We start from the raw sequence: 24487 nt of genomic DNA, 5'->3' as shown, positions 1-24487 counted from the left end.
AGCCGCTAACGCCTAGAATCTGTATTCTATTTTCACTAGCCCGCTCACCCCCACCCTCCCGCTCATCGTCGCCTGCAAATTCGCCGCCGCCCCCAAAGTCAGCGCACCCACCTTATAGTCCCCCGTCCAATCAAGCTTATATATCATCTCATCACTCTGCAGCCCATAGCCGACAAAGCGATTTGCCCCATCTATCCCCACTTGCACATCGCCAGCCCTTGCAAAAGCCTTTTTCCCAGCCCCACGAATGCTAAAGAAAAAGCTCTTGTTTGTATAGGCATACTCAAGCCCAGCAAGCCCACTTAGCGCGTAGTAGGTATAGTCATTGACCCTTAGCAGATCTAGTGTATATCCCCCCATCATATTTGCCACATACTCTAGCCCTAGCACCGGCTTTATCGCATTGCTCCTGCCTATTTCAAAGGCGTATTTATACACAGCATTGACCCCCACGCTATGATTAAGCGACTCGATCTTGCTTATATTTTGCGCGGATTTTTGGCTTAGGCTTGCGACATAGCTCATATCAAGCTGCAGCTCATTTGCCCAAAGCTTCATCGCAGTGTATAGCCCAGCCCCATAGTTCATCGCATTTTCACTATATACGCTATTGCTCCCAAAGCTCGCGCCAAAGCTTAGTAACCCCCCTGCTACCCAGCTTTTCTCCCCACTGCCAAAGCTCCTATCATAGCCCATATTGGTGCTAGTGTATGCTAGATAGCCGCTACTTGCGCTACCACCGGCGCCATTGAGATACCCTCCACCGGCATTTGCCCACACATTATTGCGCAGCGGCTCGCTTAAAGCCGCCCTTGTGAGCGACTTATCTGGCACATCGCTTTTAAGCGATGCAAGGCGGATGGCTTGACTTAGCGGCGCGTCTTTGCGACTAAGTCTAAGGGTGCTTATGCGGTTTGTGATGATATTGTGCTGCTCGTTGATTAGGGCTAGATTGGCATCTTGGCTGACATTTTTGGCGATTTGCTTGGCATTGCTATCAATCTTTTGGATACCTTGTAGCAGCTGCGTAGCCGCTGCTATGCTATGCTTATTAAACGCCGCATCAAGCACAAGCTGATGATCTCTCTGTGCTTGCAGCAGGCTATCTAGCAAGATTTTTTGCCTAGAATCTATGTCCTTTATGCTCGGCAGTGTTTTGCTGATGTCGGCTAGGATTTTGCTAGGATCGACTTGATTTATATCTGTGAAGCTTATGTCTATGCCCGTGCTTGTGTGCGTAGCCACAGCCTGTCTCGTGCTGCGGCTAGTCTGCCCAGCAAAGCCCACGATAAGATCGCCCTGTGTCTCTAGCTTTTTAGCCTTTAGCATTGGATAGAGCTTGCTGCCATCGTGGTTTAGAGTCGTATCAGTAAAGAGCTCATCGTGTGTCTTGGCAAACTCCACCCACACACGCGCATTGCTAGCAAAGTGTAGGGTAGTGTTTGGTAAATCTAGGGCTAGGAAGCGATTGTCATCGCTAGTGTTTGCGGAGCTTGTGCTGCCGTTGCCGTTATTTGTGCCGCTTGTGTCGCCGACATTGCTAAGGTGTAGCATATCTGTGATACTAAGGCTTGCTATCGCGCTACTGCTACCGCTTGTGCCATTTCCATTTTTCCACGCCATATTCTGCCCTTGTGCGTGGTGGAGAGTCTGTGCCATTATGGTATTACTACCGCCATTGCTAGCAAAATTGATCTTGCTTAAGCTCGTGCTATCGCTCATATACTCAAACCATACTTTAGAGTTGCTTTGTAGGCTTATGCTAGGGATTTTGGAGTCTTTGGCGATATAGAGTGTGGAGTTTGTAGCAGTGATTGTGGGATTTGCTTGGGCGGTTGAGCTAGAATCCGCACTTTTAGCAGTAGGTGTTGTAGCATTGCTTTTGCTAAAGTCTTCTTTAGCGGTGTATAGCGCAGTAAAGGGGCTATTTGTGATAGTAATGCTACTTGCGCTTAGGCTAGAATCCTTATCTATCCATATCAAGCTTTCTATGCCCTCTACCTTTAAGGACTTTGCGCTAAAGGTGCTGCCATTAAGCAAGGTAAGCCCACCTGCTAGGAGCTTTATATCATCTTGCTTTGCGTCAAAGGTAGATTTATCCAAATACACACTTGCTTCAAAGCTTTTGATACCATTTTTGGACTCTATCTTTGAGCTATTTTTTGCGATTATATCGCCTTTATAGGTGATAGTGTCTTTTGGGTTACCATTGCCAAGGGTTTGATTCTGTATGCTTTGATTAAGGCTTTTGCTGTCGTTGTTATCGATATAGAGCATTTTGCTATTAAACTCTAGGGTAGAGTTATCAAGTGTGATATTTGCTTTGACATCGGCATTTTTTTCGATAAAGAGCTTTGAGCCACTATCAAGGCTGATATGTCCGCGATACTCTCTTTGCAGCCAATCGGGCTGATTGAAAAACACGGTTTGATTGACGACTTTGTGTCCTTGCCCCATTTGTTGAGCTTTTGGTCTATCGTATTTATTGATATAATGCCCCTCTTCACAAATACCCAAAAATGCAGGTTCTTTGCAGCCTTCCTTCCAAGTCGCGTGTGGCACAGGCTTGCCCTGCAAAACGATATGCTGACCGCTCCCGCCTAGCTCTTTTATAGCAAAGCCCCCATCAAAGATGATCGCTCTATTTTCAGCGTTATTGTTCGCACTTGCATTGCTAGCAGCCTGTGCTTTTATAGCGGTATTGCCACTGATATGGGCGTGTATCATTGTTTTATTAGCATTATTGAGCGTGAGTGTGGAGAGCTTTTCTTCATTTTTATTAGTGATAAAAGCACTCGCATTATATGCCTTAACCCCACTCATCGTGGCATTAAAGCCATTGAGATTGAGTGTGCCTCCACTTTTGCTAAAGCTGATATTAAAGTCCTTTACCGCATTATCTGCTTCAAAGATGAGCTCGCCCTCTGCATTTCCCAAATATACGCTATTAAAGCTATTTTGTGCTTTTAGCACCACTCTCCCCTGCCCCATACGCAGATTGCCATTTGTCGCTTTAGTAACTTCTAGCTCGCCCCTGCCGATTTTATGTAAATCACCTTTTACCCCTATATCCCATATCACTTTAGAATCTCTCTCATCTATATCTATCCCCGCTCCGCTAAAAGAGCCTCCGCCTGTAATGCTAAGCGTTTTACCCCCCCCCCTTAAGATTATTCCCCCTATGCCTTGATCTACTTCGCTATTGATAACTATTGCCCCACTATCAGTATATACGCTATCTTTATCTTTTGTATTCTCATACGCACCATTTGCGACCCTTGCTATTTCAAATTGTTTTTTAAAATTATCAAGCCGACTAGGATCAGTAATAGCCCAAAAAGTGTTTGCGACTTTTTGTCCCCTTGGTGTCCCGCCGTGAGTAGTCCCTACAAGCTCCCATTCTTGCGTTGTTTTATTAAAGACAAAAATCGGGCTCCCACTATCGCCTGAGTTAATCACGCCCTTAATAGGTCCATAATGATTGCCATTTGGTCTTACCACTAGTTGATTGCCACCAATATCGCTTGGCTTGACATAAAATAAATTTCCCGCTCTAACTCCTGTCCTTACCATCTCTTGAGCATTTGGGCTACCATCCCAATGCTGGAAACTCATAATCCCTTCGCCACTTCTATAAATGACAATGCGATCATCATCTTTATAGCGAGTCATATAATTTGCTGCATTTTTTTTCAACTCATTAAAACTTATAACTTTATATCCTCCCTCTACGATAAATTTATTGACTCTTGTATATGCCGAGTCATTTGCGTATGTTGTAATGCTTTTATCAGCATACGATGAATCGCCGATTCTAATATTTGGGTCTAGCACTTGTGGTCTGTTGTTTGGATGCACGATATGCTTTGCTGAAGCCGTATAAGCCCCACCGACTGAAGTCTTATTAGATCCATTAAATTTAGAAAAGTCCGGAAAAGGCAGATCGGGCAGATCAACTACTACGCCATCTTTTCTAATGATTGTGAGATTTTTCGCTCCCGGAGTAAATTGCCCCAGATTCTGCCCAAAGTCTAGGTAGTCGCGCGTATAAAAGTTAGCTTTATCCACATTCATCGCCCAAGCCCACTGCGCCACCACCAGCGAGACACATAGCACTTTTACTTTCATACATATTCCTTTTCATAATGTCGTTTATGGATTACTAAAGCCGCGATCCTAGCACGCGCAACTTTAAGCCAAGCTATAAAAAGTGGATTCTAGTGTGTTTTGTTGCTTATGGATTGCTTCGCTTCGCTCGCAATGACAGAGAAAACAACGCCTACACAAACACCGCTCGCAATGACAGCTCTTTCTCCGTCATCGCGAGCAAGCGCGACAGCGATTGCGTGGCGATCCATTATTACCAGCACTTAGAATTTCTTCGTATTGACATCTTTGATGATTTCTTCTGCGATGTCGCCGACTTGTTGCGTGATGTCATTAGTATGGTTGGCAATGGTGGCATTCTCTTGTGTGGAGCCTTCAATTTGCGCGATAGACTCATTGATCTGTGCTAGCCCTTCGGTCTGCTCTTTGATACTCTCACTCATATCTACGATACTTTGGGCAAGCAGATTGACATTAGCCTCAATCTCGCCTAGGGATTTGGTGGTGCGTTCAGCTAGCTTGCGCACCTCATCTGCCACGACTGCAAAGCCCCGCCCGTGCTCCCCAGCGCGTGCGGCTTCGATAGCGGCATTTAGGGCTAGGAGGTTGGTTTGATCAGCTATATCTTTGATGATACCTACGATATTGCGGATATCTTCTGTCTGCTGGGTTACTTCTTGGGCTTTGGAGCTGACATTTTGCATAGAGGAGCTGATCTCTTCTACCGCCGTGGCACTCTGCCCTAGCGCGCTTGCCTGCTGTGCGCTAGACTCTGTGAGCCGCTGCATAGACTCTGCTAGCTCTTTGGAGCGTTCGCTTAGGCTATTGGCAAAGCTAGCAGATGAGCTTAGCATTTGCTTGATCTCCTGCCCCAAAGTATTGGTCACAAGCTCGACCCGCCCCTTTGCTTGGGCGATCTCTGTGGTGAAGTCAAGCCTTACAAAGCTATCAAACACCCTCTGGATTTCATTCATATCGCGCCCGATATGTCCTTGCAAGACATCTAGCATAGCATTTAGGACATTTTTTAGCTCCACTAGCTGCGGATTATGCGGTATAGCGGTGATCCTAGCACTAAATTTGCCAGATTCTATATCTTTGGCAGTTTGGGCAGACTGGGCTATGGCTTGCTTATCTTGCTCTAAGCCTTTTTGGGTGTTGGCGATGTTTTGATTGATAGCTAGCACCATACCGCCTATTTCATCATTTGCCTTAGGGGTTACAAGGTTAGGCGGCGTGCTTGTCTCGTGATTTAGGTATTTGAAGAAATTCACTAGCAGATTTGAGACGACTTTGAGCCGCGAGACCACTGCTTGCTTGATGTAGAAAAACACAGAGATAATCACAATCAGCAGGGAAATCACCACGCATAGCACGATCAAATTACGCAGAGAATACACCGGCTGCATAATCACATCAAGCGGGGCTACCACCATAGCACTCCAATATGTCCCTGTGTTGTAGAGCTGCAAGGAAGATAGCCCTACTAGCGCGTCTTTTTTGTCTATGGTTTTGTATTCATAAATGCCTGAGTCGTGGGCTTTGGCGACTTGCTTTAGAGCTTTTGCGTGCTCATCGCTATTGACTTCTATGATATTTTTGCCTAGGGCATCTTGGTGTGGATGCACGCCTATATCGCCATCTTCTGTCATTATGAAGCGATAGTCTCCATCAAACACGCTCAAATTGCCATTTTGCATCCACGAATTCACTCGATCCATACTTATCACCAGCCCCACGACCCCTATCATTCTGCCTTGGCTGTCTTTGATAGGGATATTAAGCCCAGAGAGCAGCTTCTGCCCCTTGCCATCAAGATCAGCAAAAGTCGGTGCGCCGATTGTATTGCCCTGTGTTTTTAGGGCTTTTTGCAGGCTTTGAGACTGCAGGATCTGCTCGCTTGCTGGGATTGTATATACTCCGCCTTTGTTGTCAATATCGCTATCACCTCGCACGATCATAAACTCGCCGTTTTTCAGGGTATTAGCAGATTTGGATGGCTTGAAGTGCTTAAGATACAAGTAGCCGAAGTTGGCGTTGTCGTTGGCATCTAGCATATCTTCGATGACTTTTTCTAGCTCGGCTTCTGTGGTCGTGCCGCCATTCAAATTTGCCTCGATAGAGTTATGCACGCCATCTAAGAATGCGAAAGTTTGATTCACGCTTGCTAGGAGCAAATTGCTCATACGCAAGGAGACATTGCTAAGGAGCTTTTGCGCCTCGCGCTTTTGGATAGCGGTAGAAGAGCCGATGATGATAAAGGTCATAGTCGCCATACATACGATGATGATAGCAGCAAGTAGTAGTGATACTCTTGTGCCTAGGTTTAGGTTTTTCAGCATAGGACACCCCTTTAGTGTTGTAAAGTATTGGTAAAGTGCGGTTATTGTAAAAACAAAAAAAAAAAAAAAACAGCTTAAATTTTTCAAGTTTTGGCATTGCTGTTTCATTTTGCTACCTAGAATAGCACCAGCTTTGGAGTAGATTTAAACCAACCTTAAACACCCCCCTGCACCACGCCCAGAAAATCCGCATAGAATCTGCTATGATTGCAGCTCTATGTTACACAAGGATTGTAAAAAGTGGATTCTAGTAGATTTGGTGCGTTTGCTCATAGTCTGCGCATAGCCCTGCCACACACGCTCTCGATTTTTGTGGGCTATGTGCTTATGGGCGGGGTGTTTGGTGCGCTGCTAGCTCAAGCGGGATTTGGTGCGCTGTGGGCTTTAGGTATGAGTGTATTTATCTATGCGGGGGCTACGCAGTTTGCTTGCGTGGGGCTGCTGGCAAATGGCGTGGGGCTATTTGATACGCTTTTACTCACGCTTATGATCAATGCAAGGCAGATTTTTTACGCGATTTCGTGCTTAAATCTCTTTGCCCCTTATCCTAAGAAAAAGTGGTATCTAGCCTTTGCGCTTACTGATGAGACCTTCGCCCTAATCCACCTAAAAGCCAAGCAAGCAGAGATTGATACAGGGGCGTTTATGTGTGCGGTGGCGTTTTTGCACCATAGCTATTGGATCATCGGCTGTGTGAGCGGGGCGATCATAGGCGGATATATAGAGATCAATACACAAGGTATGGGATTTGTGATGAATGCGATTTTTATCGTGCTATTTATTGATGTGTGCAAAAGCACTAGATCTTACAAAGCTCCTTTTATGGGGGTGTTTGTGAGCCTAGGCTGTCTTTTGCTCTTTGGGCAAGAGCTGTTTTTGCTCCCGGCACTTGTGCTAATATGTGTGCTGCTGTTTTATGATGTTGTGAGGAAAAAGCCGATACAATAGACCCTTTGCAGTATAAGGATAGGAATGAGAATATGGCTCTTGCTTTTGTGTAGTATGCTTGCTGTGCAGCCTATGTGTGCGCACCCCATAAGCGACATATCATTACAAAATAGCAAAGCCCACAAAGCAAGCGATAGCGTGCTATATGCCCCTCCTAGATTCTATGTCGCAAAAGCCTCCGCGCAAAACATCTCTTCGCCAAATCTCTCTCCCACAAGGCAAAAGCTGGATTCTAGCACCTCCTCTAAGCCCCCCCTTGCAAAAGCCCTAGAATCCACCCCCGCACTCCACGCTGCAAAATCTCCCGCTTACTACAAGCCAGACTCCCCTAGCACTTATCTTAATACCACCATAGGCTTGCTAGGTGGGGGGATCATTGTGAGTATCATTGGGCTTTACATTATGCCAGAGAGTGTTACAAATTGGGATCGCTCGCGCTTTGGCTTTAAGGCGTGGCTACAAGATGTGCAAGTAGGACCTGTGATTGATAGCGATAATTTCTGGCTCAATGGTGTAGCACACCCATATTTCGGCGCGGTGTATTATATGCAGCCGCGCGTGGCGGGATACTCTTGGGCAGAGTCGGCTCTGTTTTCTTTCATCACTTCATCGATTTTTTGGGAGTATGGGATTGAGGCATTTGTGGAGATCCCAAGCTGGCAAGATCTCATCTACACGCCGGCTATGGGCTCGATATTTGGCGAGATCTTTTACCAAAGCACCAAATATATCCAATCTAATGACAATCGCCTCTTTGGCTCTAAGATTCTAGGGCTGATTGTTGTAGGGCTTATGGATCCTATCGGCGTGATTATGCGCGATCTTGGGTTTGCTAAGTTTATGGGCGTGCGCGATGTGCGTGAGATCGCTTCTTATGCTAGTCCTACAAGCGTGGGCTTTGCTATGCGCTTTTAAGCAAAAGCCTGCTATAAAGCAAGTATTTTTACTAAGGATTATTTATGCATACTATTTCTAATCTTGCCAAGCTTCCTACGCGCTATGGCGATTTTCTTATCCAATCTTTTAGAGAGACCCTAGAATCCAGCGGCGCAGTGCTAGAGCATTTAGTCGTGATGACGCCACATCTCCCAGAAAGTCCGCTTGTGCGCGTGCATAGCGAGTGTCTAACAGGCGATGTCTTTGGCTCGTGCAAATGCGACTGCGGACCAGAGCTAGATCTAGCGATGAGAAAAATCGCCCAAGATTCTAAAGATGGAGCTAAAAATGGCGGCGGTATGCTTATCTATCTGCGGCAAGAAGGCAGAGGTATAGGGCTATTTAACAAAGTCAATGCCTATGCCCTGCAAGACCAAGGGCTTGATACCGTGGAGGCAAATATCGCCCTAGGCTTTGCAAGCGATGATAGAAACTATGGGATTTTAGAAAAGATTTTTACGCATTATGGGATTAAGCAGGTGCGCTTGCTTACGAATAATCCACGCAAGATACAAGCCATTGGCGCGTATGTGAAAGTAGAGAGAGCAAGTATCATTGTAGAGAGCAATGAGCATAATGCCAAATATCTTGCAGTGAAAAAGCAAAAGCTAGGGCATTTGCTCTAAAGGCGCGCTATGGAGACGATCACTCTTGCACAAGGTGGTGGCGGTGTAGCGACAAACGCGCTTGTTGAAAGAGTATTTCTCACACATTTGCGTGAATTTTTCGTGTCTTTGGGGGAGGATGCTGGGGTGTTTAGCCCACATAGTGCTATGGCGTGTAGCACAGATAGCTTTGTGATCACGCCTGTGGTGTTTGCTGGCGGGGATATAGGCAAGCTTAGCGTGTGTGGGAGTAGCAATGATGTGGCGATGATGGGGGCAAAGCCTGTGTATATAAACCTTGGCTTTATGCTAGAAGAGGGGCTAGAAATCGCCCTGCTAGAATCCATTATCCAAAGTATCGCTAAAGAATTGCGCCTTACAGGGCTTAAAATCCTTAGTGCAGATACAAAAGTCCTGCCAAAGGGCAGCATTGATAAGCTATTTATCAATACAACTTGCCTAGGTGAGATTCTCCTGCCTAATGTCTCTACGCAAGCTCTAAGCGTGGGCGATAGTATCATTGTTTCCGCGCCCATAGGTGCGCACGGGGCGAGTATCTTTGCCGCGCGTGAAAATATCAAGCTAGAATCCAGCGTGCAAAGCGACTGCGCCCAGCTCTATCCTATGCTAGCCCCACTTTTTGCCAAATGCCCTAGAATCCACACAATGCGCGATGCCACGCGCGGCGGGCTATCTGCGGTGCTACACGAATGGGTGCAAGATAGAGAGCTTTGCATCGAGCTTGATGAAGGGGCTCTGCCTATTGATGAGGGGGTGCAGGGGATTTGCGAGATCCTAGGGCTTGAGCCTAGCCACTTGGCAAATGAGGGGGTGTGTGTGCTAGCTGTCGATAAGAGCGATACGCAAGAAGTATGTGATATACTGCGTGGGCATTCTCTAGGAAGCAAGGCTTGTGTGATAGGCGAGGTATGTGCTGCAAGCAAGCAGACCAAATCACGCGTAGTGCTTATCAATGAGTGGGGCGGAAAACGATTTATGGAATATCCCCAAGGCGAGCTACTACCTAGAATCTGCTGACACTAGATCTGCCAACAAAGGAGAGATATGCAACCAAAGTGTAATAACCACCCCTACCCAAAGCTACTCTTCATCGCGGATTGCTACAAATATACACACGCTGCAATGTATCCAAAAGGCGTGGAGGAAGTATATAGCGTGCTTTACTGCCGCAATCCTAGACTTGATCTAAGCACGCTAAATGGGCATATCGTAGCCTTTGGTATGCGCCAAGCGATACAAAAGCTTTATAGCTTATATGATGAGTTTATCAATACGCCTAAAGAGAGTGTGCAAGCAGGGCTAGCGTTTTTGTATAGCGATTTTATGAAGCTAGATCCTACCCAAGAGTCTTATGCATTTTTGCTAGATAAGTGGCTTGCTTTGCCCAAGGATATGCCACTTCGCTTTAAGCTCCTGCCTGAAGGCAGCTTCATCACTTCAAACACGCCTATTATCACCATCTCTTGCGATCAAGCAAAGCACTGCTGGTTTGTGAATTTTGTAGAGACTTATTTGAATTCAGAGCTATGGAAGAGCTGCTTTGTCGCCACACAAGCCGCGCTGTTTAAGCGCATAGAATACGACTGCGCAGGCGGCTATATCGATGAGAGCTATAATTTCCACGATTTCGCCCAGCGCGGTATGAATGGTATCGCTGATTGCTATGCTTCATCGATGGGGCATTTGCTCTTTTTCAGCGGGAGTGATTCTATGATGGCATTGCAAAATGTATGCGAAAACTACGGCGGTGATGTGAGTATGCTAGGCTCGATCCCTGCGAGTGAGCATAGCGTGATGTGTCTAGGTGGGGAGAGTGGCGAGCTTGAGAGCTTCAAGCGCATAATGCGCACTTTTCCTGCTTCTATGGTCTCAATCGTGGCGGATACTTGGAATCTATGGGCGATTATCCAAGCACTAAGAGATGATGAAGAAGCCTATATGATGATACAGAAGCGACCCCAGCCCATCGTGCTAAGACCGGATTCTGGCGATCCTTTTGCGATCCTTACGGGCGATGAAGGAGCAAGTGATCCCCGAGCGCAAAAGGGTGTGATCCGTTTGCTTGATGAGTATTTCGGGCTTGATAGAGTCAAAATCATCTATGGCGATGCGATCACGCTAGATCGTGCTAGGGAAATCTACAAATGGTGCAAGGATAATGCCTATAATCCTACGCAGTTTTTGTGCTTTGGTGTGGGGAGCTACGCGTATAACTCCGGCATACGCGATGATGTGGGGCTTGTGAGCAAGATGACTTGGGCTAGGATCAATGGCAAATCTCACAATCTCATCAAGCAGCCAATCACCGGAAATGAAAAGACCTCTTTGTCTGGCAAAGTCGCCCTAAACGCACGCTATGAGGTCGTGCAGTTTTTAGAGCAAGAAATCAGCGATGATAGGCTCAATACCGATCTTAGCCTGCCTAGCTTACGCGATTTGCGTGCGTTTTGTAAGCAAGAGTTCCTACGCGTGGTGCAAGGGAGATAGTAGGAGAGATACTAGAAAGATATAGCTAGGCTATGACCGCTAGCAAAAGTGGATTCTACTCTCTCACGCCCTAAATATCTCAAATCCTAGAATCCACTTTTTGAAAACGAAAATGGATTGCCACGCCGACTTTGTCGGCTCGCAATGACGGAAAATGTGCTTTTTCGCAAAGCCTGTTGGACTTCAACACGATTCTAAGAGTTGCGGTGGGGCTGTAGTAGCTTTGCGGCTTATGGTAAAGGTTAGCGAACTTAGCGTTCGTGCCTTTACCATAAGCCGCAACACTGCCGCATTGCCCACCCAAGACTGAATCGCCCACCCCCTAGAATCCACTTTTTGCTAGAATTTAGGGGCAAATGCCATTAGCTCACATTACCTATAAAAAAGTTTTTCAAGCGAGTATAAATCTCTTCATTGCGTCTCTCTATATCCTTTTTTAGCCAGTCATTTTGAGATAGCTTGGCTAAATCCTGCACTTCTTTTAGGTGATTGTTTGCAGAATCTGCATATTCTTTTTTCTTTTGAGCAAAGAAATTTTCAAGGCAGGCAAGATTGCTCGCACTAGGTAGCAAAATCTTATTGCCTATTTGCTCTAAATACTCTTTATGACTCTCTTCATCCCAGCCATTAAAATTGGCATTCTGCCACCGCTTTGGCAAAATATGCTCAACTTGCAAATCAGCTACATCAATGGGCTGTGAAAAATCATCATACACATACGCATAAAGATAGAGAATATACTTGGCTTTATTGGCTCTATTTTCCCACATATTTTCAATAAAAGTCTCAAATGATGGGTAAGGAATTTCATCTATTTCTTTAGTTATAGCTTCATTGTTTAGCAGATTGGCGTTTAGTTTAAATACTAATTGATCAATTTTATTGCTAGTGGCTTCTAATCTCAAAAAGAGCAAACTTATTTTTTGAAGCAATTCTAGTAATGCTGCTTCAAATGATTGGCTAATTGCATTTTTGTCAATATTTTTTTGAAACAATAGCTCTTTATATTTCCATACCAAGCAGCTCACAAATGATTTCCAGCCCTTATTTTGAAAAATACTTAGCACATTCATATAGTAAAGAGACTTACCGCATAAGTAATATTGTGGTCGTAGCCAAAAGTCTGCAAGTAAAGCAATAAAAGGCATTGTTTCATCCTTATAAAGCCACTTTTGCGATGATCCCCAGATTTGTATTTTTTTGTTCCCAATTTTTTTAGACTCATCTTTTGAAGTAAAGAAGTCTAAAAATTTTATTGTTGTCGTATTAAAGTCTTTATTTACCGCCCTAATAATGTGCATATACTGCAAAAAGAGAAAATCAAGCCCTACATCTTTATTGCTCTCCACACTCTCTATGTTTGTCTCAATCTCACTCCATTGATCAATAAAGCCATCGATATTGCCTTGCTCTTTATAGTGTTTATATAAATATCCCTTGAGCACATCGGCATTGGAGAGTGGCATTCCGCGAGAATTAAGTGTATTAAAAATTGTCATTGCAGATTCTTGGCTATCGCATACTACAAATAGCACAAATAAATTTTGCTCTAAAACAAAATCACAAAACTCTCCCCAGCTATTACTTTGGTCGTGCTTAAAGCTGTGTAATTTTTCCAAAAAATACAAATAATTCTGGACATAAGGCGAGCGATTATTTTTTATTTTCTTATTATCTTCTTCTAGGAACTTTTCATCAATTTTTTCACTTAAAATTTGACTAAGATTCTCTTTCTCTCTATCTGTGGCAACTTCGCTCTGTAAATGTCGCTCTGTAAATTCGAGTCCCTTATTATTTACATATTCCCATACGCAACTGCCAAACTCTCTTGGATAATCCTCTTTCTTTTTTTCTGTTTCAAAACATTCATAAAATGCCCGAAAAAGTAGGGTAAAAGTCGTGATTCTCTGTTGTCCATCAATAATTTGAAATTTATTTTTGAAATTGGGATTTGAAAAAGCAATAATAGAGCCTAGAAAATATTCATTTTTTCTGCCTTCATTCTCTCTAAAGGCATTAATAATATCGTTCCACAATGTTTCGCATTCATCTATCCCCCATTTATATGGGCGTTGATATGGTGGGATAATAAATTTTGCGCCCTTATGGCTTAGCATTTCTGCAATGTATTTTTGATCTGATTGAAAAGTCATACATACTCCTTTATATAGAATCTAACTTGGATTCTAACGCAAGGTCGTTTTTTTTTTTTTTTGTAAAAATGCGAGAAAAATGGCGCAAAAGCGAGATTATGAGTAAAAAGGTAGCACAATAAACAAGATATAGGGAGATTTGCTAACAATCACGCAGAGATCACAAGTAACGCAAGAGCTATGGATACTTTTGAGACTACTTATGAAAACCTGCTAGAATCCAAATAGACACCAACAGATTCTAGTAGATTACCCCACATACGCGGTTTTTTTATCAAGGTAGCGCACAAGCACAGATAGGCTAAAGCACACCACAAAATAAATGCTTGCCACCACACCAATCATCACAAGAATCTCTTCAAAGCTTGTAAGCTGGGCTAGGATAATCTTAGACTGATAAGTAAGCTCGGCGATTTGTAGCCCAGCAAGAAATGAAGTATCCTTAAATGTCGTGATAATTTGTGAAAGCAGTGAAGGGATAACTTTTCTAAAAGTTTGAGGCAAGATGATATAAAACAATGTAAAAAACTGGCTAAATCCTTGTGAATACGCCGCTTCAAACTGCCCTTTTGGGATAGAGTTTAGCCCACCGCGGATAATCTCCGCCATAACCGAGCTTGTATAAAGCGAAAAGCCTATCGTCCCCCACACCGCAGGATCAGCTCTCCCAAAAAAGCTTGGCAAAACAAACACGGCTGTTAGCATCCATAAAAGCAAGGGCGTATTTCTAAACGCCTCTATGTAGATAGCCGCTAGAGTGCGTGCGACCCTCCCGCCATAATTACGCGTGATAGCAAGAAATGTCCCAAGAATGATAGAAATCACACAAGTAGCCACCGCTACAATAAGTGTCAAATACAAGCCATCAAGGAGAAAGTGGAAGTTGGTCTCGTTAAATACATTTTCCATTTTAGATCTCCTTAACGCTTGAGATGGGCGTTTTTCAGCCTATCTTCATAAAATTTTGCAAAATACGCCAACGGATAGCACACGATAAAATACAGCAACGCGGTAAAGAGATAAGCCGGAGCATAATTGCTCGTATCTCCAGCATAGCTATCAGCCACATACATAATCTCCCCGCCCGCTACAATCAAAAGCACAGAAGTGTTTTTGATGAGATTGACCATTTGATTTGTCAATGGAGGCAAGATAATTTTAATCGTTTGTGGCAGGATAATATAACGCATTTGCTGCGTGTAGGTAAATCCTTGCGAAGCAGAGGCTTCAAACTGCCCTTTTGGGACAGAGAGTATCCCGCTTCTCACCACCTCGCTCACATACGCGCCGTGATATGCTCCAACGCCCAAAACACCGACACTAAACACATCAAGGTGAATCCCAAGCGGAGGCAAGGCAAAATACAAGAAAAATATCTGTATCACAAGTGGCGTATTTTGAAAAATCTCAACATAAATGCGTGTGTAGGCTTTAAGAATCTTAAATCTGCTTGTCGCCATAACGCCACCGATCGTGCCAAAAATAAGCGCGATCAAAAGAGCAAGGCAACTCACCGATAAGGTATAGCCAAAGCCTGATAGAAACTCATCAGCGTGTGAAAGCATATCTGCAAACTTCCACAACGCAAATGGATTTGAGCTAGGATTGTCCTCATCGTATAAACCCACAGATTCTAAAAAGCTAAAGAGACTCTCCCCCAAAGTCTCACTCCCTGCCATTGCAGTATCCAAGCCTACACTCTCCACTTTTTATAGTCCCCACTTTTTGGCTAGATCATCAATTTGCGCCTTATTGTCTTGCACAAATTTGTCAATAAATGTAGCAAACTCTTTGTCTTTTTTGGGGCTTACAATGCCGTATTCTTGCGGCTCAAAGCTATCTGGGAGTATCTCACTCTTATCATCAACATAACCCAAAAGGATAGATTTATCCACACCAAAAGCATCTACGCGTTTTGCATCAAGGGCTGCTTTGATACTTGGATAGTCTGGAAACTCATTAAACTTCACATTCACACCAAGCTTTTTTGCCGCCTCATCAATAGCCTTTTTAGAAGTCGCTGCTTGGGCTACACCGATGGTCGCATTTTTCATATCAGCGATAGATTTATACCCCTTTTCTTTCAGCACAAGTAAGCCCACAGCGTCCTTATAGTATGGCTGTGAAAAATTGTAAGTGCGTTTGCGCTCTGGCGTGATTGTAAAGGTCGCAATAACCGCATCAATGCTACCATTATCAAGCAATGGTCCTCTTGTCTTAGCATTTACAGCTACTAGCTTAATCTTTTTCTCATCACCTAAAATGCTTTTTGCTAAAAGCTTTGCCACATCAACTTCAAAGCCTTGAATCTGCTTTGTCTTTTGATCAAGCAAGGCAAAGCGCGGCACATCATTTTTCACACCCACAACAATCTCACCGCGTTTTTTAATGTCATCTAGCATTCCTGCATTTGCCTGTAAAGCAAAAAGTCCCGATACGAGAAACAAACCCGCTACTTTCAGCATTCCTTTAAAACCTAGTTTCATTACGACTCCTTTAAAATAAGTTTAGCCTAGTGGCTCAAAATTTTACCCAAAAATGTCTTCGCACGCTCGGTTTTTGGCGATACGAAGAAATCTTTAGGCACGCTTTCTTCCACGATAGCACCATCTTCCATAAAGATGATCCTATCTGCCACCTCCTTGGCAAACCCCATCTCGTGCGTTACGACAACCATTGTCGTATTGCTTTGATGTGAGATCTCACGCATAACATCTAAGACTTCTTGTATCGTCTCAGGGTCAAGCGCGGAGGTGGGCTCATCAAAGAGGATATAGGGCTTTTGCGTGCAGAGACTTCTAGCGATTGCCACGCGCTGCTGCTGCCCTCCGCTAAGTGTGGCTGGATAGACTTGTGCTTTATCTCTTAAGCCGACAACTTCAAGGTATTTGTAGGCGATTTCTTGTGCTTCTTGCTTTGTCTTGCCTCGTAGCTTAATGGGCGCAAGGGTTAGATTCTCAAGCACACTTAAATGTGAGTAGAGATTAAAATGCTGAAACACCATAGCACAATACTCGCGGCATATCTTTGTCTTTGTCTTGTGATTAAGCGGGATACCGCCGACAATCACTTCACCAGAGCTTACCTCTTCAAGCCCATTCATACAGCGGATTGTAGTGCTTTTTCCACTGCCACTTGGTCCAATGATGACAAGCTTTTCACCATCTTTGATTGTGAGATTTATATCTTTTAGCACGCGGTGCTTACCATAGTATTTATTGACATTTTTTAGCTCGATCACAACTATCCTTGGTTTTGATTTGGTGGGGAAATTGCGAAACTCTAGCACATAAAACCACACAGAACTAGCATAATGCTATAAAATTATGCCTTGCAAGCAAATATTGTTACAAATTGCTATGTTCTTAATCTGCTACTAGAATCTACGCGCTATTTTACACCAAAGAGCAAGCTAGAAAAACTCTCTAATAAGCAGCTGTGTAGAGATAGCAAAGCATAGCACGATCACTGCTGGGCGGATAATCTTAGCCCCGTGCTTGATAGCAAGCTTTGCCCCTAGGCTTGCGCCAATCATCTGCCCCACACACATCATAATCCCTAGAATCCACAATACCTGCCCCCCTAGCAAGAAAAACGCCGTAGAAGAGAGATTGATGCTAAAGACAATCCAGCGAGAGTGTGCTAGAGCTTTGCTAAGTCCATAGCCAGCGACTGCTACAAGTATCGCTAGGATAAATGAGCCAATCCCCACCCCCATAAATCCGCCATACACACTAGCAAGCGCACAAGAGCCATAGAGATAGGGCTTGTTGATAGAGTGCGCACGATCTTGCTCGCTGATTTTTGATGAGAGCAAAAAGTAGATCCCAAGCCCTATCATCACAAAGGGCAATGCCTTTGCCAGCAGATCCAGCGAGATAAACTGCACGCTAAAAGCCCCAATGCCAGCAAACACCACCGCGATGATGATAAGCACGCGACTTTGGCTAAAATCCACCAAGCCGCCGTGATAATAATGCGCCGCACTTGTAAAAGAGCCTACGCAGGCTTGAAGTTTATTAGTCGCTAGGGCTTGTAAGGGGCTTATGCCACTAAGCAAAAGCAAGGGCATTGTTACCATACCAGCTCCGCCAGAGAGCGAGCCTACTAGCCCACCCACAACAGAGGCGATAAAAAGCGTGATATACCAGCCAAGCCCCAAATCCACGCGGCTAGCCTAAAAGTGAGAGATACTCTTGCGTGGGGATAGAATCCACTTTCGCGCTAAAGATGGCATAGCTCTCTAGCACATTGCAGCCGCAGTATTTGAAGGTGCTTGTAAGTGGCGTTAGAATCGTCTCTAGGCTATATCCGTGGTGTCCATCATAGCTATCTTTGCTGCCACCAAGTGTTGTGATGATTTGAAAGCTCTTGCCGTGCAGAAGCTTTGGATTCTCACCATAGAGGATATGCGTCAAAACGCGGTCTTGCCACTCTTTCATAAGGGCTGGCGTGCTAAACCAAAAGAGCGGAAATTGGAAAATGATCTTTTGCGCTTTTTCAAGTAGCTCCACTTCTTTAGCGACATTGATTGTGCCATTTGGATAGGTGGTGTTGAGATTGTGGATAGTGAGATTGGGGAGAGATTTTGCGGATTCTAGTAATGCCTTATTGACCTTAGAATTGTCCCAAAATGTATGTGAAAAAAGTAGTAGCGTTTGCATAGGAACTCCTTGTAGTGAATGATCTTATTGTAGCACAACTCGTAAAAGTGGATTCTAGGTGGTAGGCGATTCAGTCTTGGGTGAGCAATGCGGCAGTGTTGCGGCTTATGGCAAAGGCACGAACGCCAAGTTCGCTAACCTTTACCATAAGCCGCAAAGCTACCACAGCCCCCACCGCAATCCTTAGAATCGTGCTGAAGTAAAACAGGCTTTTGAAAAAGTGGATTCTAGCAAAACGCCCCAATCTGTCATCGCGAGCCTTGCGCTAGCAAGGCGTGGCGATCCATAACACAACCCTAGAATCTAATTTTCAAAAAGTGGATTCTAGGGTGAAAGTGGATTACTAAAGAAGCTGCGGCTTCGCCTTGCTTTGCCACGATTCCGCTACCGCAGAATCTCGCAATGACAGAAAAACGGCATTAAGCCTAGAATCCACTTTTAAAGGGTGTTTAACTTCACAAAGTCGGTTTTACTTTCGCACGATTCTAAGGGTTGCGGTGGGGCTGTGGGTGTTTTTTACAAATTTTGGGCGGGAGTTACCTTAGCGGTAATGACCGCCCAAAATTTGTAAAATCAATCGCATTGCTCGCCCAAGACTGAATCGCTAAAGTTAATGCACCAATCTAGCCCATAAAAAACTTATACCCAAGCCAAGCGCAGTAGTAGCCAAGTAGCGCGAAGCAATACGCCACAATGCTTGTAAAAATAAAGAGATATGCCACAAACTTTACCCCCCCCGCCTCTCTGCCAAAGGTGATAGTCGCTGCAAAGCAAGGGATATAAAACATCACAAAGACAATAAAAGCAATCGCCGTGGGGAAGGAGATATTATCGCGCAAGTTTTGCTGCAAGGAGGTGGATTCTTCATTGACATCATCGCCTAGGGCGTAGAGGATCCCAAGTGTAGAGACGACCACCTCCTTTGCCGCAAAGCCTGCTACAAGAGAGATAGAGAGCCGCCAGTCAAAATCTAGCGGCGCAAAAATCGGGCGCAAGGCTTCGCCGATTTTGCCAGAGTAGGTTTGGCGCAAGAAGTTTTCGTTGTATTCATTATGCAAATACCATAGAGCTTCTTGCTGATCTTGCTTGCTTAGGGCATTAAACTGCTTTGATTGCATTAGGGCTTCTTGGCTAGCGGCGTATTGCTCTTCTAGCTCTGGGGATTTGGGGTATTGAGAGGCAAACCAAATCAATATCGACCCTAGGAAGATAAATCCCGCCGCCTTTTTCAAAAACATCACCACCTTGCTCCATACGCTAAACCACACCACACGCCAATTGGGCATTCGATACTTTGGCATTTCCATTACAAATGGCTCTTCGTGCCCGGTAAATACCGAGAGCTTTAGCAGCTTGGCAAGTAGTAGCGCAATGATCGCGCCAAAAAGATAGATCCCAAAAAGCACGAGCCCGGCGTGCTTTTGATCAAAAAATGCCCCGATAAATAGCACATAAATGGGCAGTCTAGCACTACAGCTCATAAAGCCTATGACAAAAAGCGTGATAAGCCGTTCATTGCGATTTTTGAGCGTTCTTGTAGCCATATAGGCTGGCACAGAGCAGCCAAAGCCCGCTACAAGCGGGATAAAGCTCTTGCCGTGCAAGCCAAATTTATGAAAAAAGCCATCGAGCAAAAAGGCTATGCGCGCCATATAGCCACTACTCTCTAGCAGTGCTATCCCAAAATACAGCACAGCAATCAGCGGCAAAAATGCCAGAATCGTCCCCACGCCGCCGATCACGCCATCACACAGCAAGGAGGCAAATGCCTCTACCACAATATGCTCTCTAATCACTTCTGCTAGATTCTCAAAGCCTAGCTCAATATAGTCTTTAAAAAACCCGCCCACATAAAAGGTCGCTTCAAATAGCACAAACATCAGCACAAGAAAAATAGGAATCCCAAAGCGTTTATGTAGCAAGATAGAATCCACATTTTTTGTCTGCTCTAAAGTGGATTTTGGGTAGGTGATAGTCTCTTGCGCGGCACCTTGGGCATAGGCTATGGCATCGTGGTGGAAAAGCCTTGCGATATTTTGTTCATCGCTTGCTAGGGAGAGTTCATTGCGCGCGGCATTGACATATTGCACAATCTCGTGGTAGCAGGGCTTATCGTGCAAGTAGGCATATAATGCGCTATCTTGCTTGATGAGCAAAATCGCAAGCCCTCTAGCAGATAAAGGCGTGCTGGCTTTGGGATAGGCGTGTAGCTCGTAGAAAGACTTTTGCGTGATAAATTGCTCTACTTGGGCTATGGCTTTTTCTATCTTGTCATTATAAACGCGCTTTGGCGCACACAGGGGCTTTTGCGCATAGGATAGGAGCGTATCAAGCAAGAGAGATAGATTCTCGCCTGTGCTGGCAGAGATAGGCACACAAGGCACACCTAGAATCTCACTTAGTAGCTTGTGATTGACTATCACCTGCTCATCTCGCGCTTCATCGATCATATTTAGCCCTAGCACGATCTTTATCCCAAGATCCATAATCTGCCCTGTGAGTGCGAGATTACGCGCGAGATTGGTAGAATCTAGCACATTTAGCACGATGTCATACTGCCTAGATTCTAGGAAGTCTTTGGTGATTTTCTCTTCTGGGGAGTAGTGGTTGAGCGAGTAGGAGCCGGGCAGGTCGATTATGGTTATATGCGTGTTTTGGTAGGTGAAGCTTGCTTGGGTTTTTTCAATCGTTACACCGCTAAAATTCCCGACTTTTAAATGCGAGCCGCTAAGGGCATTTATCAGCGAGCTTTTGCCGACATTTGGCTGTCCTACAAGCGCGATAGTAAGAGTGCGCTTAGGGCTTGTGGCGTGCGACATAGAATCTATCCTTTAGTATTGTTCTTAATAATTTGCGGGATACTTATGTAAATCAAGATTGATTATTATAACCCACAAAAGTATAAATTGCCATACTTTCATCGATGGCACTTACCATAACTTGCGCCTATCTTGCTTGATTTTAAGCTTGGCGCATTACAATAGCACCACATCTACACTATCCCAAACAAAGAGTCTAAATGCTATCCTTACAAGCCTTGCAGCAGGCACAAGAACGGCTTGCGCCAATCATCGAGTATATCCCGCTTTCTCTTGCTCCTAAGCTGTCTTTGAGATTTGATGCACATATTTATTTGAAAAAAGAAAATCTCCAGCGCACAGGAGCGTTTAAAATCCGCGGCGCGTTTAATAAAATCGCTTCTATGAGTGCAGAGGATCGCGCTAGGGGTGTGATCGCCGCAAGTGCTGGGAATCACGCCCAAGGCGTGGCGTATTCTGCTAGGCATTTTGCTATCCCTGCGGTGATTGTGATGCCAGAATCCACCCCCTTGCTCAAAGTCCAAGCCACCAAGGAGCTAGGAGCAGAAGTGGTGCTACACGGCAATAATTATGATGAGTCCTATGCCAAAGCGTGTCAAATCGCGCAAGATAGGGGCTTAAGCTTTATCCACCCCTTTGCTGATGAAGCTGTTATGGCAGGGCAGGGAACTATCGCGCTTGAGATGATTGCAGAAAGGGAGCTAGATATAGTGCTTGTGCCTATTGGTGGAGGAGGGCTTATCGGCGGGATCGCTGCAGCATATCATTACCTAAGCCCCACTACTAAGATCATAGGCGTAACGGCAAAGGGTGCGCCCGCTATGGCAGAGAGCTTTAAATCTGGCAGTATGCACAATGCAGAATCTGTGCGCACGATTGCCGATGGTATCGCTGTGCGCGATGTCAATGCGCTAAATTTCTCCTATGTAGAGTCATTAGTGAGTGATATTATACAAGTCGATGATGAAGAGATCGCTTCAGCGATTTTGTATCTTTTAGAAAATCAAAAGCTTGTGGTAGAGGGGGCTGGGGCAGTGGGTGTGGCAGCTCTTTTACACAACAAGCTTGCCTTAAACGCCAATGATCGCGTGGGCGTGGTGCTAAGTGGGGGGAATATTGATGTAACAATGCTTAATTTGATTATCCAAAAGGGCTTAGTCAAAACTATGCGTAAATTCCAATTCCAAGTGCTGCTTGTGGATAAGCCCGGGGCATTGCAGGCATTAAGCGATATTTTTGTCCAAGCAGGAGCAAATATCGTGCAAATTGATTATGACAGGACTAGCACAAATCTCGCCTATGGCGATGCGTATGTGATCATTTCCCTTGAAATTAAGGGGCAAGAACACAAGCAGGCAATTTGTGATTGCTTGCGTGCAAATGGCTATGACTTTACAGAAATTCTCTAGTGCTATGCGCTTGCATTTTGCGCGTGCAGCTTTGCAAATGCGTTTGTGGCTACATAGGTGCGCACATATCAAGTGGCGTAAATATGATGTGGTGGATTTTGGGTTTTTGCTAGTACTGTGTGCTAGCGTGGGGCTGCTGGTGTATATGATTAGCGAGATTTCTATCAGCTATAAAGAATTCATTAAGCTCCATAGCAGTGAGTCGTGGCTCTTTGTGTGGCTAAGAGTGTGTGTAGAGATTTTTGGGAGTAGTGATTATGCCTTGCGCTTTAGCTTGATTGTCGTGCATATAGGCAATATGTCGCTAATGTATCTAATAGGTAGAATCTACTTGCGTAAAAGGCGCGATAGTCTCTTTCTAGTGCTGTTATATGCGCTTTTGCCGGGTGTGAATCTATCAGCCTTGCTGCTCTATGAGAGTGGGTTTATTATTTTTGTTTTGCTAGCTATTTGCTTTGTGCAGCTGCGTTTTAAGAAAATCCCTTATGTGCTTATTTGTTTGGCTGGGCTATTGGATCTAGTGTTTTGCGTGCTGTTTATCGCGCTTGGTGTGTATGCGATTTTGCATAGAAAGAGCAAGATGCTATTGACCTCTCTTGTGGGCTTTGGGATCAATATGTTTTTGTATTCTAGCTCTATTGCTGGTGTGCCACAAGCGTATGCGCTTGATGTGCTAGGGGCATTTGCTATGCTCTTTTCTCCGCTTTTGTTTTTGTATTATATCTATACGCTATATGCGGCTATCACAAGGCATAAAGACTACTCTCTAATGGTGCTAATTAGTGTGAGCGGGCTTATCTTTAGCCTGCTTCTATCCCTGCGTCAAGAAATTGACATCACCAAATTCGCGCCCTTATGTGTCGTGGGGCTACCTGTTTTGGTGTATGGATTCTACAATGATATGCGTGTGCGCTTGAAAATGTATCGCACGCGCTTTAGGGTGCGTATGGGGCTAGTCTTTTTGGTGCTATGCTTTGAGAGCTTTTGTCTCTTTGGCAATAAGATCACCTATCTCTTTAGCCCCCAGCCCAACTTCGCACGCTCCTACTACATAGCAAAAGATGTCGCCAACGCCCTAAAAAGCCGCGGTATAGAACATTTAAAGGTAGAAAATAGTGCATTAGCTCTGCGCCTTAGCTTTTATGGGATTGAAGCAGGTAGTGCGGCGTGTTTGTATGAAGAATCCACGCCCATATCACATAAAGGCGAGATGATAGAAATCGCGTATTTAGGCAAGATCGTGGCGAGATATAAGCTTGTGAGAAGTAATGCGTGCCGCATTTAGTGTGCTTGAGCTAGTTATTGCTATTGTGATTTTAGGTGTGTTTGCAAGCTTTGCTATGCCAAGCTCTAAGCACGCATTGCACCAAGCTGCCCTAACCACCCTAGCCTATATCCGCTATACACAGCATCTGGCTCTAAATAGCTCCTTAGAATTTGCCACGCTTAAGCAGACTTCTACGCTTACTGCATTGCACCCTTCTATTGATCCGCATAAATTATTGGATTCTAGTAAGAATTTTTGGCAGATCCAATTTCATCAAAGTGGAATCTATACGCTAAATAGCTTTAGTGTGTTTTTTGACACGCCTAGATTTTCGCCCACGACAGATAGAGATAATCAGCCCCAGCCCGGCGATATTATCGCAATAAATGGCAAAAATAGGCGGTGTCTATCAGGATATAGCAATGATAATATCGCCACAGAGTGCCGCAATAATAGCGAGATCTTAGTGCGGCTATATGAGAGCTTTGGGGTAGAATCTATCATCTTAGAATCCGAATTTGCCTGCCAAGAGATCAATACATTTCGCATAGGCTTTGATCGATTTGGCAAGCCCTTTTGCGCTAGAAATATTAGAGCCTTGCAAGCCCCTATGCAAATCGCACTAAAAAAGGGCGCATATACAAAGTATATATGTATCTTGCCGTATAGTGGCTATGCCTATATCGCCCCTAGAGGGTGCTGATTTGGCGAGTTTTGCTATAATTTGGC

General features: G+C 44.6%; 22 protein-coding genes and 1 pseudogene. 9 read left to right on the top strand and 14 right to left on the bottom strand.

Going from position 1 to position 24487, the window contains the following annotated elements; genetic code table 11:
- Window positions 1-12: 12 nt before the first annotated feature.
- From DX060_RS04175 to DX060_RS12375, 4 genes and pseudogenes are all read right to left on the bottom strand, one after another.
- Window positions 13-4128, bottom strand: coding sequence for a S6 family peptidase (locus DX060_RS04175; protein ID WP_115011292.1), 4116 nt, complete (start codon window positions 4126-4128; stop codon window positions 13-15).
- Window positions 4129-4217: 89 nt separating this feature from the next.
- Window positions 4218-4358, bottom strand: coding sequence for a hypothetical protein (locus DX060_RS11275; RefSeq protein ID WP_181814182.1), 141 nt, complete (start codon window positions 4356-4358; stop codon window positions 4218-4220).
- 12 nt (window positions 4359-4370) lie between these two features.
- Window positions 4371-4811 (bottom strand): methyl-accepting chemotaxis protein, encoded by a 441-nt coding sequence (locus DX060_RS12380; RefSeq protein WP_408938842.1) that lies wholly within the window; start codon window positions 4809-4811, stop codon window positions 4371-4373.
- A 1020-nt stretch (window positions 4812-5831) separates the two neighbouring features.
- Window positions 5832-6293: pseudogene (locus DX060_RS12375) on the bottom strand (PDC sensor domain-containing protein); the annotation flags it as partial.
- Window positions 6294-6689: 396 nt separating this feature from the next.
- Here DX060_RS12375 and DX060_RS04165 point away from each other — a divergent pair.
- Genes DX060_RS04165 through DX060_RS04145 form a run of 5 tightly spaced genes read left to right on the top strand, consistent with a single transcriptional unit; the run spans window position 6690 to window position 11446 of the window.
- A complete protein-coding gene (locus DX060_RS04165; protein ID WP_258552194.1) occupies window positions 6690-7397 on the top strand; it encodes an AzlC family ABC transporter permease in 708 nt (235 codons plus the stop codon).
- A gap of 24 nt (window positions 7398-7421) precedes the next feature.
- Window positions 7422-8312 (top strand): DUF3943 domain-containing protein, encoded by an 891-nt coding sequence (locus DX060_RS04160; RefSeq protein WP_258552193.1) that lies wholly within the window; start codon window positions 7422-7424, stop codon window positions 8310-8312.
- Window positions 8313-8356: 44 nt separating this feature from the next.
- Complete coding sequence (gene ribA, locus DX060_RS04155) at window positions 8357-8959, top strand: GTP cyclohydrolase II (protein ID WP_115011290.1); 603 nt, start codon at window positions 8357-8359, stop codon at window positions 8957-8959.
- 9 nt (window positions 8960-8968) lie between these two features.
- Window positions 8969-9976: a hydrogenase expression/formation protein HypE gene (gene hypE / locus DX060_RS04150; protein ID WP_115011289.1), complete on the top strand. Its 1008-nt coding sequence runs from the start codon at window positions 8969-8971 to the stop codon at window positions 9974-9976.
- 27 nt (window positions 9977-10003) lie between these two features.
- Window positions 10004-11446: a nicotinamide phosphoribosyltransferase domain-containing protein gene (locus DX060_RS04145; RefSeq protein ID WP_115011288.1), complete on the top strand. Its 1443-nt coding sequence runs from the start codon at window positions 10004-10006 to the stop codon at window positions 11444-11446.
- Between the two features lie 79 nt (window positions 11447-11525).
- Here DX060_RS04145 and DX060_RS10835 read toward each other — a convergent pair whose 3' ends face one another.
- The 9 genes from DX060_RS10835 to DX060_RS11270 all read right to left on the bottom strand — a co-directional run bounded on the left by DX060_RS10835 (window position 11526) and on the right by DX060_RS11270 (window position 18507).
- The gene (locus DX060_RS10835) at window positions 11526-11765 is read right to left on the bottom strand and encodes a hypothetical protein (RefSeq protein WP_147278766.1); all 240 of its coding nucleotides are present in this window, start codon (window positions 11763-11765) and stop codon (window positions 11526-11528) included.
- Window positions 11766-11808: 43 nt separating this feature from the next.
- Window positions 11809-13599: a DUF262 domain-containing protein gene (locus DX060_RS04140; RefSeq protein WP_115011287.1), complete on the bottom strand. Its 1791-nt coding sequence runs from the start codon at window positions 13597-13599 to the stop codon at window positions 11809-11811.
- Between the two features lie 249 nt (window positions 13600-13848).
- Window positions 13849-14508 carry an amino acid ABC transporter permease gene (locus DX060_RS04135; RefSeq protein WP_115011286.1) on the bottom strand — a complete coding sequence of 220 codons (660 nt, stop codon included), beginning with the start codon at window positions 14506-14508 and terminating at the stop codon, window positions 13849-13851.
- A gap of 11 nt (window positions 14509-14519) precedes the next feature.
- Window positions 14520-15278, bottom strand: a complete 759-nt coding sequence (locus DX060_RS04130; RefSeq protein ID WP_115011285.1) for an amino acid ABC transporter permease — start codon at window positions 15276-15278, stop codon at window positions 14520-14522.
- 30 nt (window positions 15279-15308) lie between these two features.
- Window positions 15309-16085, bottom strand: a complete 777-nt coding sequence (locus tag DX060_RS04125; protein WP_115011284.1) for a transporter substrate-binding domain-containing protein — start codon at window positions 16083-16085, stop codon at window positions 15309-15311.
- 26 nt (window positions 16086-16111) lie between these two features.
- On the bottom strand, window positions 16112-16840 hold the full coding sequence (locus DX060_RS04120) for an amino acid ABC transporter ATP-binding protein (protein WP_115011283.1): 729 nt from the start codon (window positions 16838-16840) through the stop codon (window positions 16112-16114).
- Between the two features lie 171 nt (window positions 16841-17011).
- On the bottom strand, window positions 17012-17767 hold the full coding sequence (locus DX060_RS04115) for a TSUP family transporter (protein WP_115011282.1): 756 nt from the start codon (window positions 17765-17767) through the stop codon (window positions 17012-17014).
- Window positions 17768-17771: 4 nt separating this feature from the next.
- Window positions 17772-18263: an NAD(P)H-dependent oxidoreductase gene (locus DX060_RS04110; protein ID WP_115011281.1), complete on the bottom strand. Its 492-nt coding sequence runs from the start codon at window positions 18261-18263 to the stop codon at window positions 17772-17774.
- 70 nt (window positions 18264-18333) lie between these two features.
- Window positions 18334-18507 carry a hypothetical protein gene (locus tag DX060_RS11270; protein WP_181814180.1) on the bottom strand — a complete coding sequence of 58 codons (174 nt, stop codon included), beginning with the start codon at window positions 18505-18507 and terminating at the stop codon, window positions 18334-18336.
- Between the two features lie 121 nt (window positions 18508-18628).
- Here DX060_RS11270 and DX060_RS10830 point away from each other — a divergent pair, with 121 nt between their 5' ends.
- The gene (locus DX060_RS10830; protein ID WP_147278765.1) at window positions 18629-18808 is read left to right on the top strand and encodes a hypothetical protein; all 180 of its coding nucleotides are present in this window, start codon (window positions 18629-18631) and stop codon (window positions 18806-18808) included.
- Between the two features lie 78 nt (window positions 18809-18886).
- On the opposite strand, the gene feoB is transcribed toward DX060_RS10830, so the two are convergent.
- Window positions 18887-21082 carry a ferrous iron transport protein B gene (feoB, locus tag DX060_RS04105; protein WP_115011280.1) on the bottom strand — a complete coding sequence of 732 codons (2196 nt, stop codon included), beginning with the start codon at window positions 21080-21082 and terminating at the stop codon, window positions 18887-18889.
- Window positions 21083-21282: 200 nt separating this feature from the next.
- On the opposite strand from feoB, the gene ilvA reads away from it, so the two are divergent.
- The 3 genes from ilvA to DX060_RS04090 are packed head-to-tail and all read left to right on the top strand — an operon-like array spanning window position 21283 to window position 24461.
- Window positions 21283-22491 (top strand): threonine ammonia-lyase, encoded by a 1209-nt coding sequence (gene ilvA, locus DX060_RS04100; RefSeq protein WP_115011279.1) that lies wholly within the window; start codon window positions 21283-21285, stop codon window positions 22489-22491.
- Complete coding sequence (locus DX060_RS04095) at window positions 22469-23776, top strand: hypothetical protein (protein ID WP_115011278.1); 1308 nt, start codon at window positions 22469-22471, stop codon at window positions 23774-23776. Before ilvA ends, DX060_RS04095 begins: the two co-directional genes overlap by 23 nt.
- Window positions 23760-24461: a pilus assembly FimT family protein gene (locus DX060_RS04090; RefSeq protein WP_115011277.1), complete on the top strand. Its 702-nt coding sequence runs from the start codon at window positions 23760-23762 to the stop codon at window positions 24459-24461. The genes DX060_RS04095 and DX060_RS04090 overlap by 17 nt, the downstream gene beginning before the upstream one ends.
- Window positions 24462-24487 lie beyond the last annotated feature (26 nt).

The sequence above is a fragment of the Helicobacter canis genome, from assembly GCF_900451095.1.
Classification (GTDB): domain Bacteria; phylum Campylobacterota; class Campylobacteria; order Campylobacterales; family Helicobacteraceae; genus Helicobacter_B; species Helicobacter_B zhangjianzhongii.
The sequence above is the reverse complement of the archived record's forward strand: the minus strand, read 5'-3'. Positions and strand labels throughout refer to the sequence as shown.

Excerpts from the sequence above, each read along its gene's own strand:
- DX060_RS04140 (WP_115011287.1), bottom strand. The coding sequence starts at position 13,599 with ATGACTTTTCAATCAGATCAAAAATACATTGCAGAAATGCTAAGCCAT.
- ribA (WP_115011290.1), top strand. The coding sequence starts at position 8,357 with ATGCATACTATTTCTAATCTTGCCAAGCTTCCTACGCGCTATGGCGAT.
- ilvA (WP_115011279.1), top strand. The coding sequence starts at position 21,283 with ATGCTATCCTTACAAGCCTTGCAGCAGGCACAAGAACGGCTTGCGCCA.
- feoB (WP_115011280.1), bottom strand. The coding sequence starts at position 21,082 with ATGTCGCACGCCACAAGCCCTAAGCGCACTCTTACTATCGCGCTTGTA.
- DX060_RS12380 (WP_408938842.1), bottom strand. The coding sequence starts at position 4,811 with ATGCAAAATGTCAGCTCCAAAGCCCAAGAAGTAACCCAGCAGACAGAA.
- DX060_RS04175 (WP_115011292.1), bottom strand. The coding sequence starts at position 4,128 with ATGAAAGTAAAAGTGCTATGTGTCTCGCTGGTGGTGGCGCAGTGGGCT.
- DX060_RS04090 (WP_115011277.1), top strand. The coding sequence starts at position 23,760 with ATGCGTGCCGCATTTAGTGTGCTTGAGCTAGTTATTGCTATTGTGATT.
- hypE (WP_115011289.1), top strand. The coding sequence starts at position 8,969 with ATGGAGACGATCACTCTTGCACAAGGTGGTGGCGGTGTAGCGACAAAC.
- DX060_RS04145 (WP_115011288.1), top strand. The coding sequence starts at position 10,004 with ATGCAACCAAAGTGTAATAACCACCCCTACCCAAAGCTACTCTTCATC.
- DX060_RS04130 (WP_115011285.1), bottom strand. The coding sequence starts at position 15,278 with ATGGCAGGGAGTGAGACTTTGGGGGAGAGTCTCTTTAGCTTTTTAGAA.
- DX060_RS04135 (WP_115011286.1), bottom strand. The coding sequence starts at position 14,508 with ATGGAAAATGTATTTAACGAGACCAACTTCCACTTTCTCCTTGATGGC.
- DX060_RS11275 (WP_181814182.1), bottom strand. The coding sequence starts at position 4,358 with ATGGATCGCCACGCAATCGCTGTCGCGCTTGCTCGCGATGACGGAGAA.
- DX060_RS04110 (WP_115011281.1), bottom strand. The coding sequence starts at position 18,263 with ATGCAAACGCTACTACTTTTTTCACATACATTTTGGGACAATTCTAAG.
- DX060_RS04095 (WP_115011278.1), top strand. The coding sequence starts at position 22,469 with ATGACTTTACAGAAATTCTCTAGTGCTATGCGCTTGCATTTTGCGCGT.
- DX060_RS04160 (WP_258552193.1), top strand. The coding sequence starts at position 7,422 with ATGAGAATATGGCTCTTGCTTTTGTGTAGTATGCTTGCTGTGCAGCCT.
- DX060_RS04125 (WP_115011284.1), bottom strand. The coding sequence starts at position 16,085 with ATGAAACTAGGTTTTAAAGGAATGCTGAAAGTAGCGGGTTTGTTTCTC.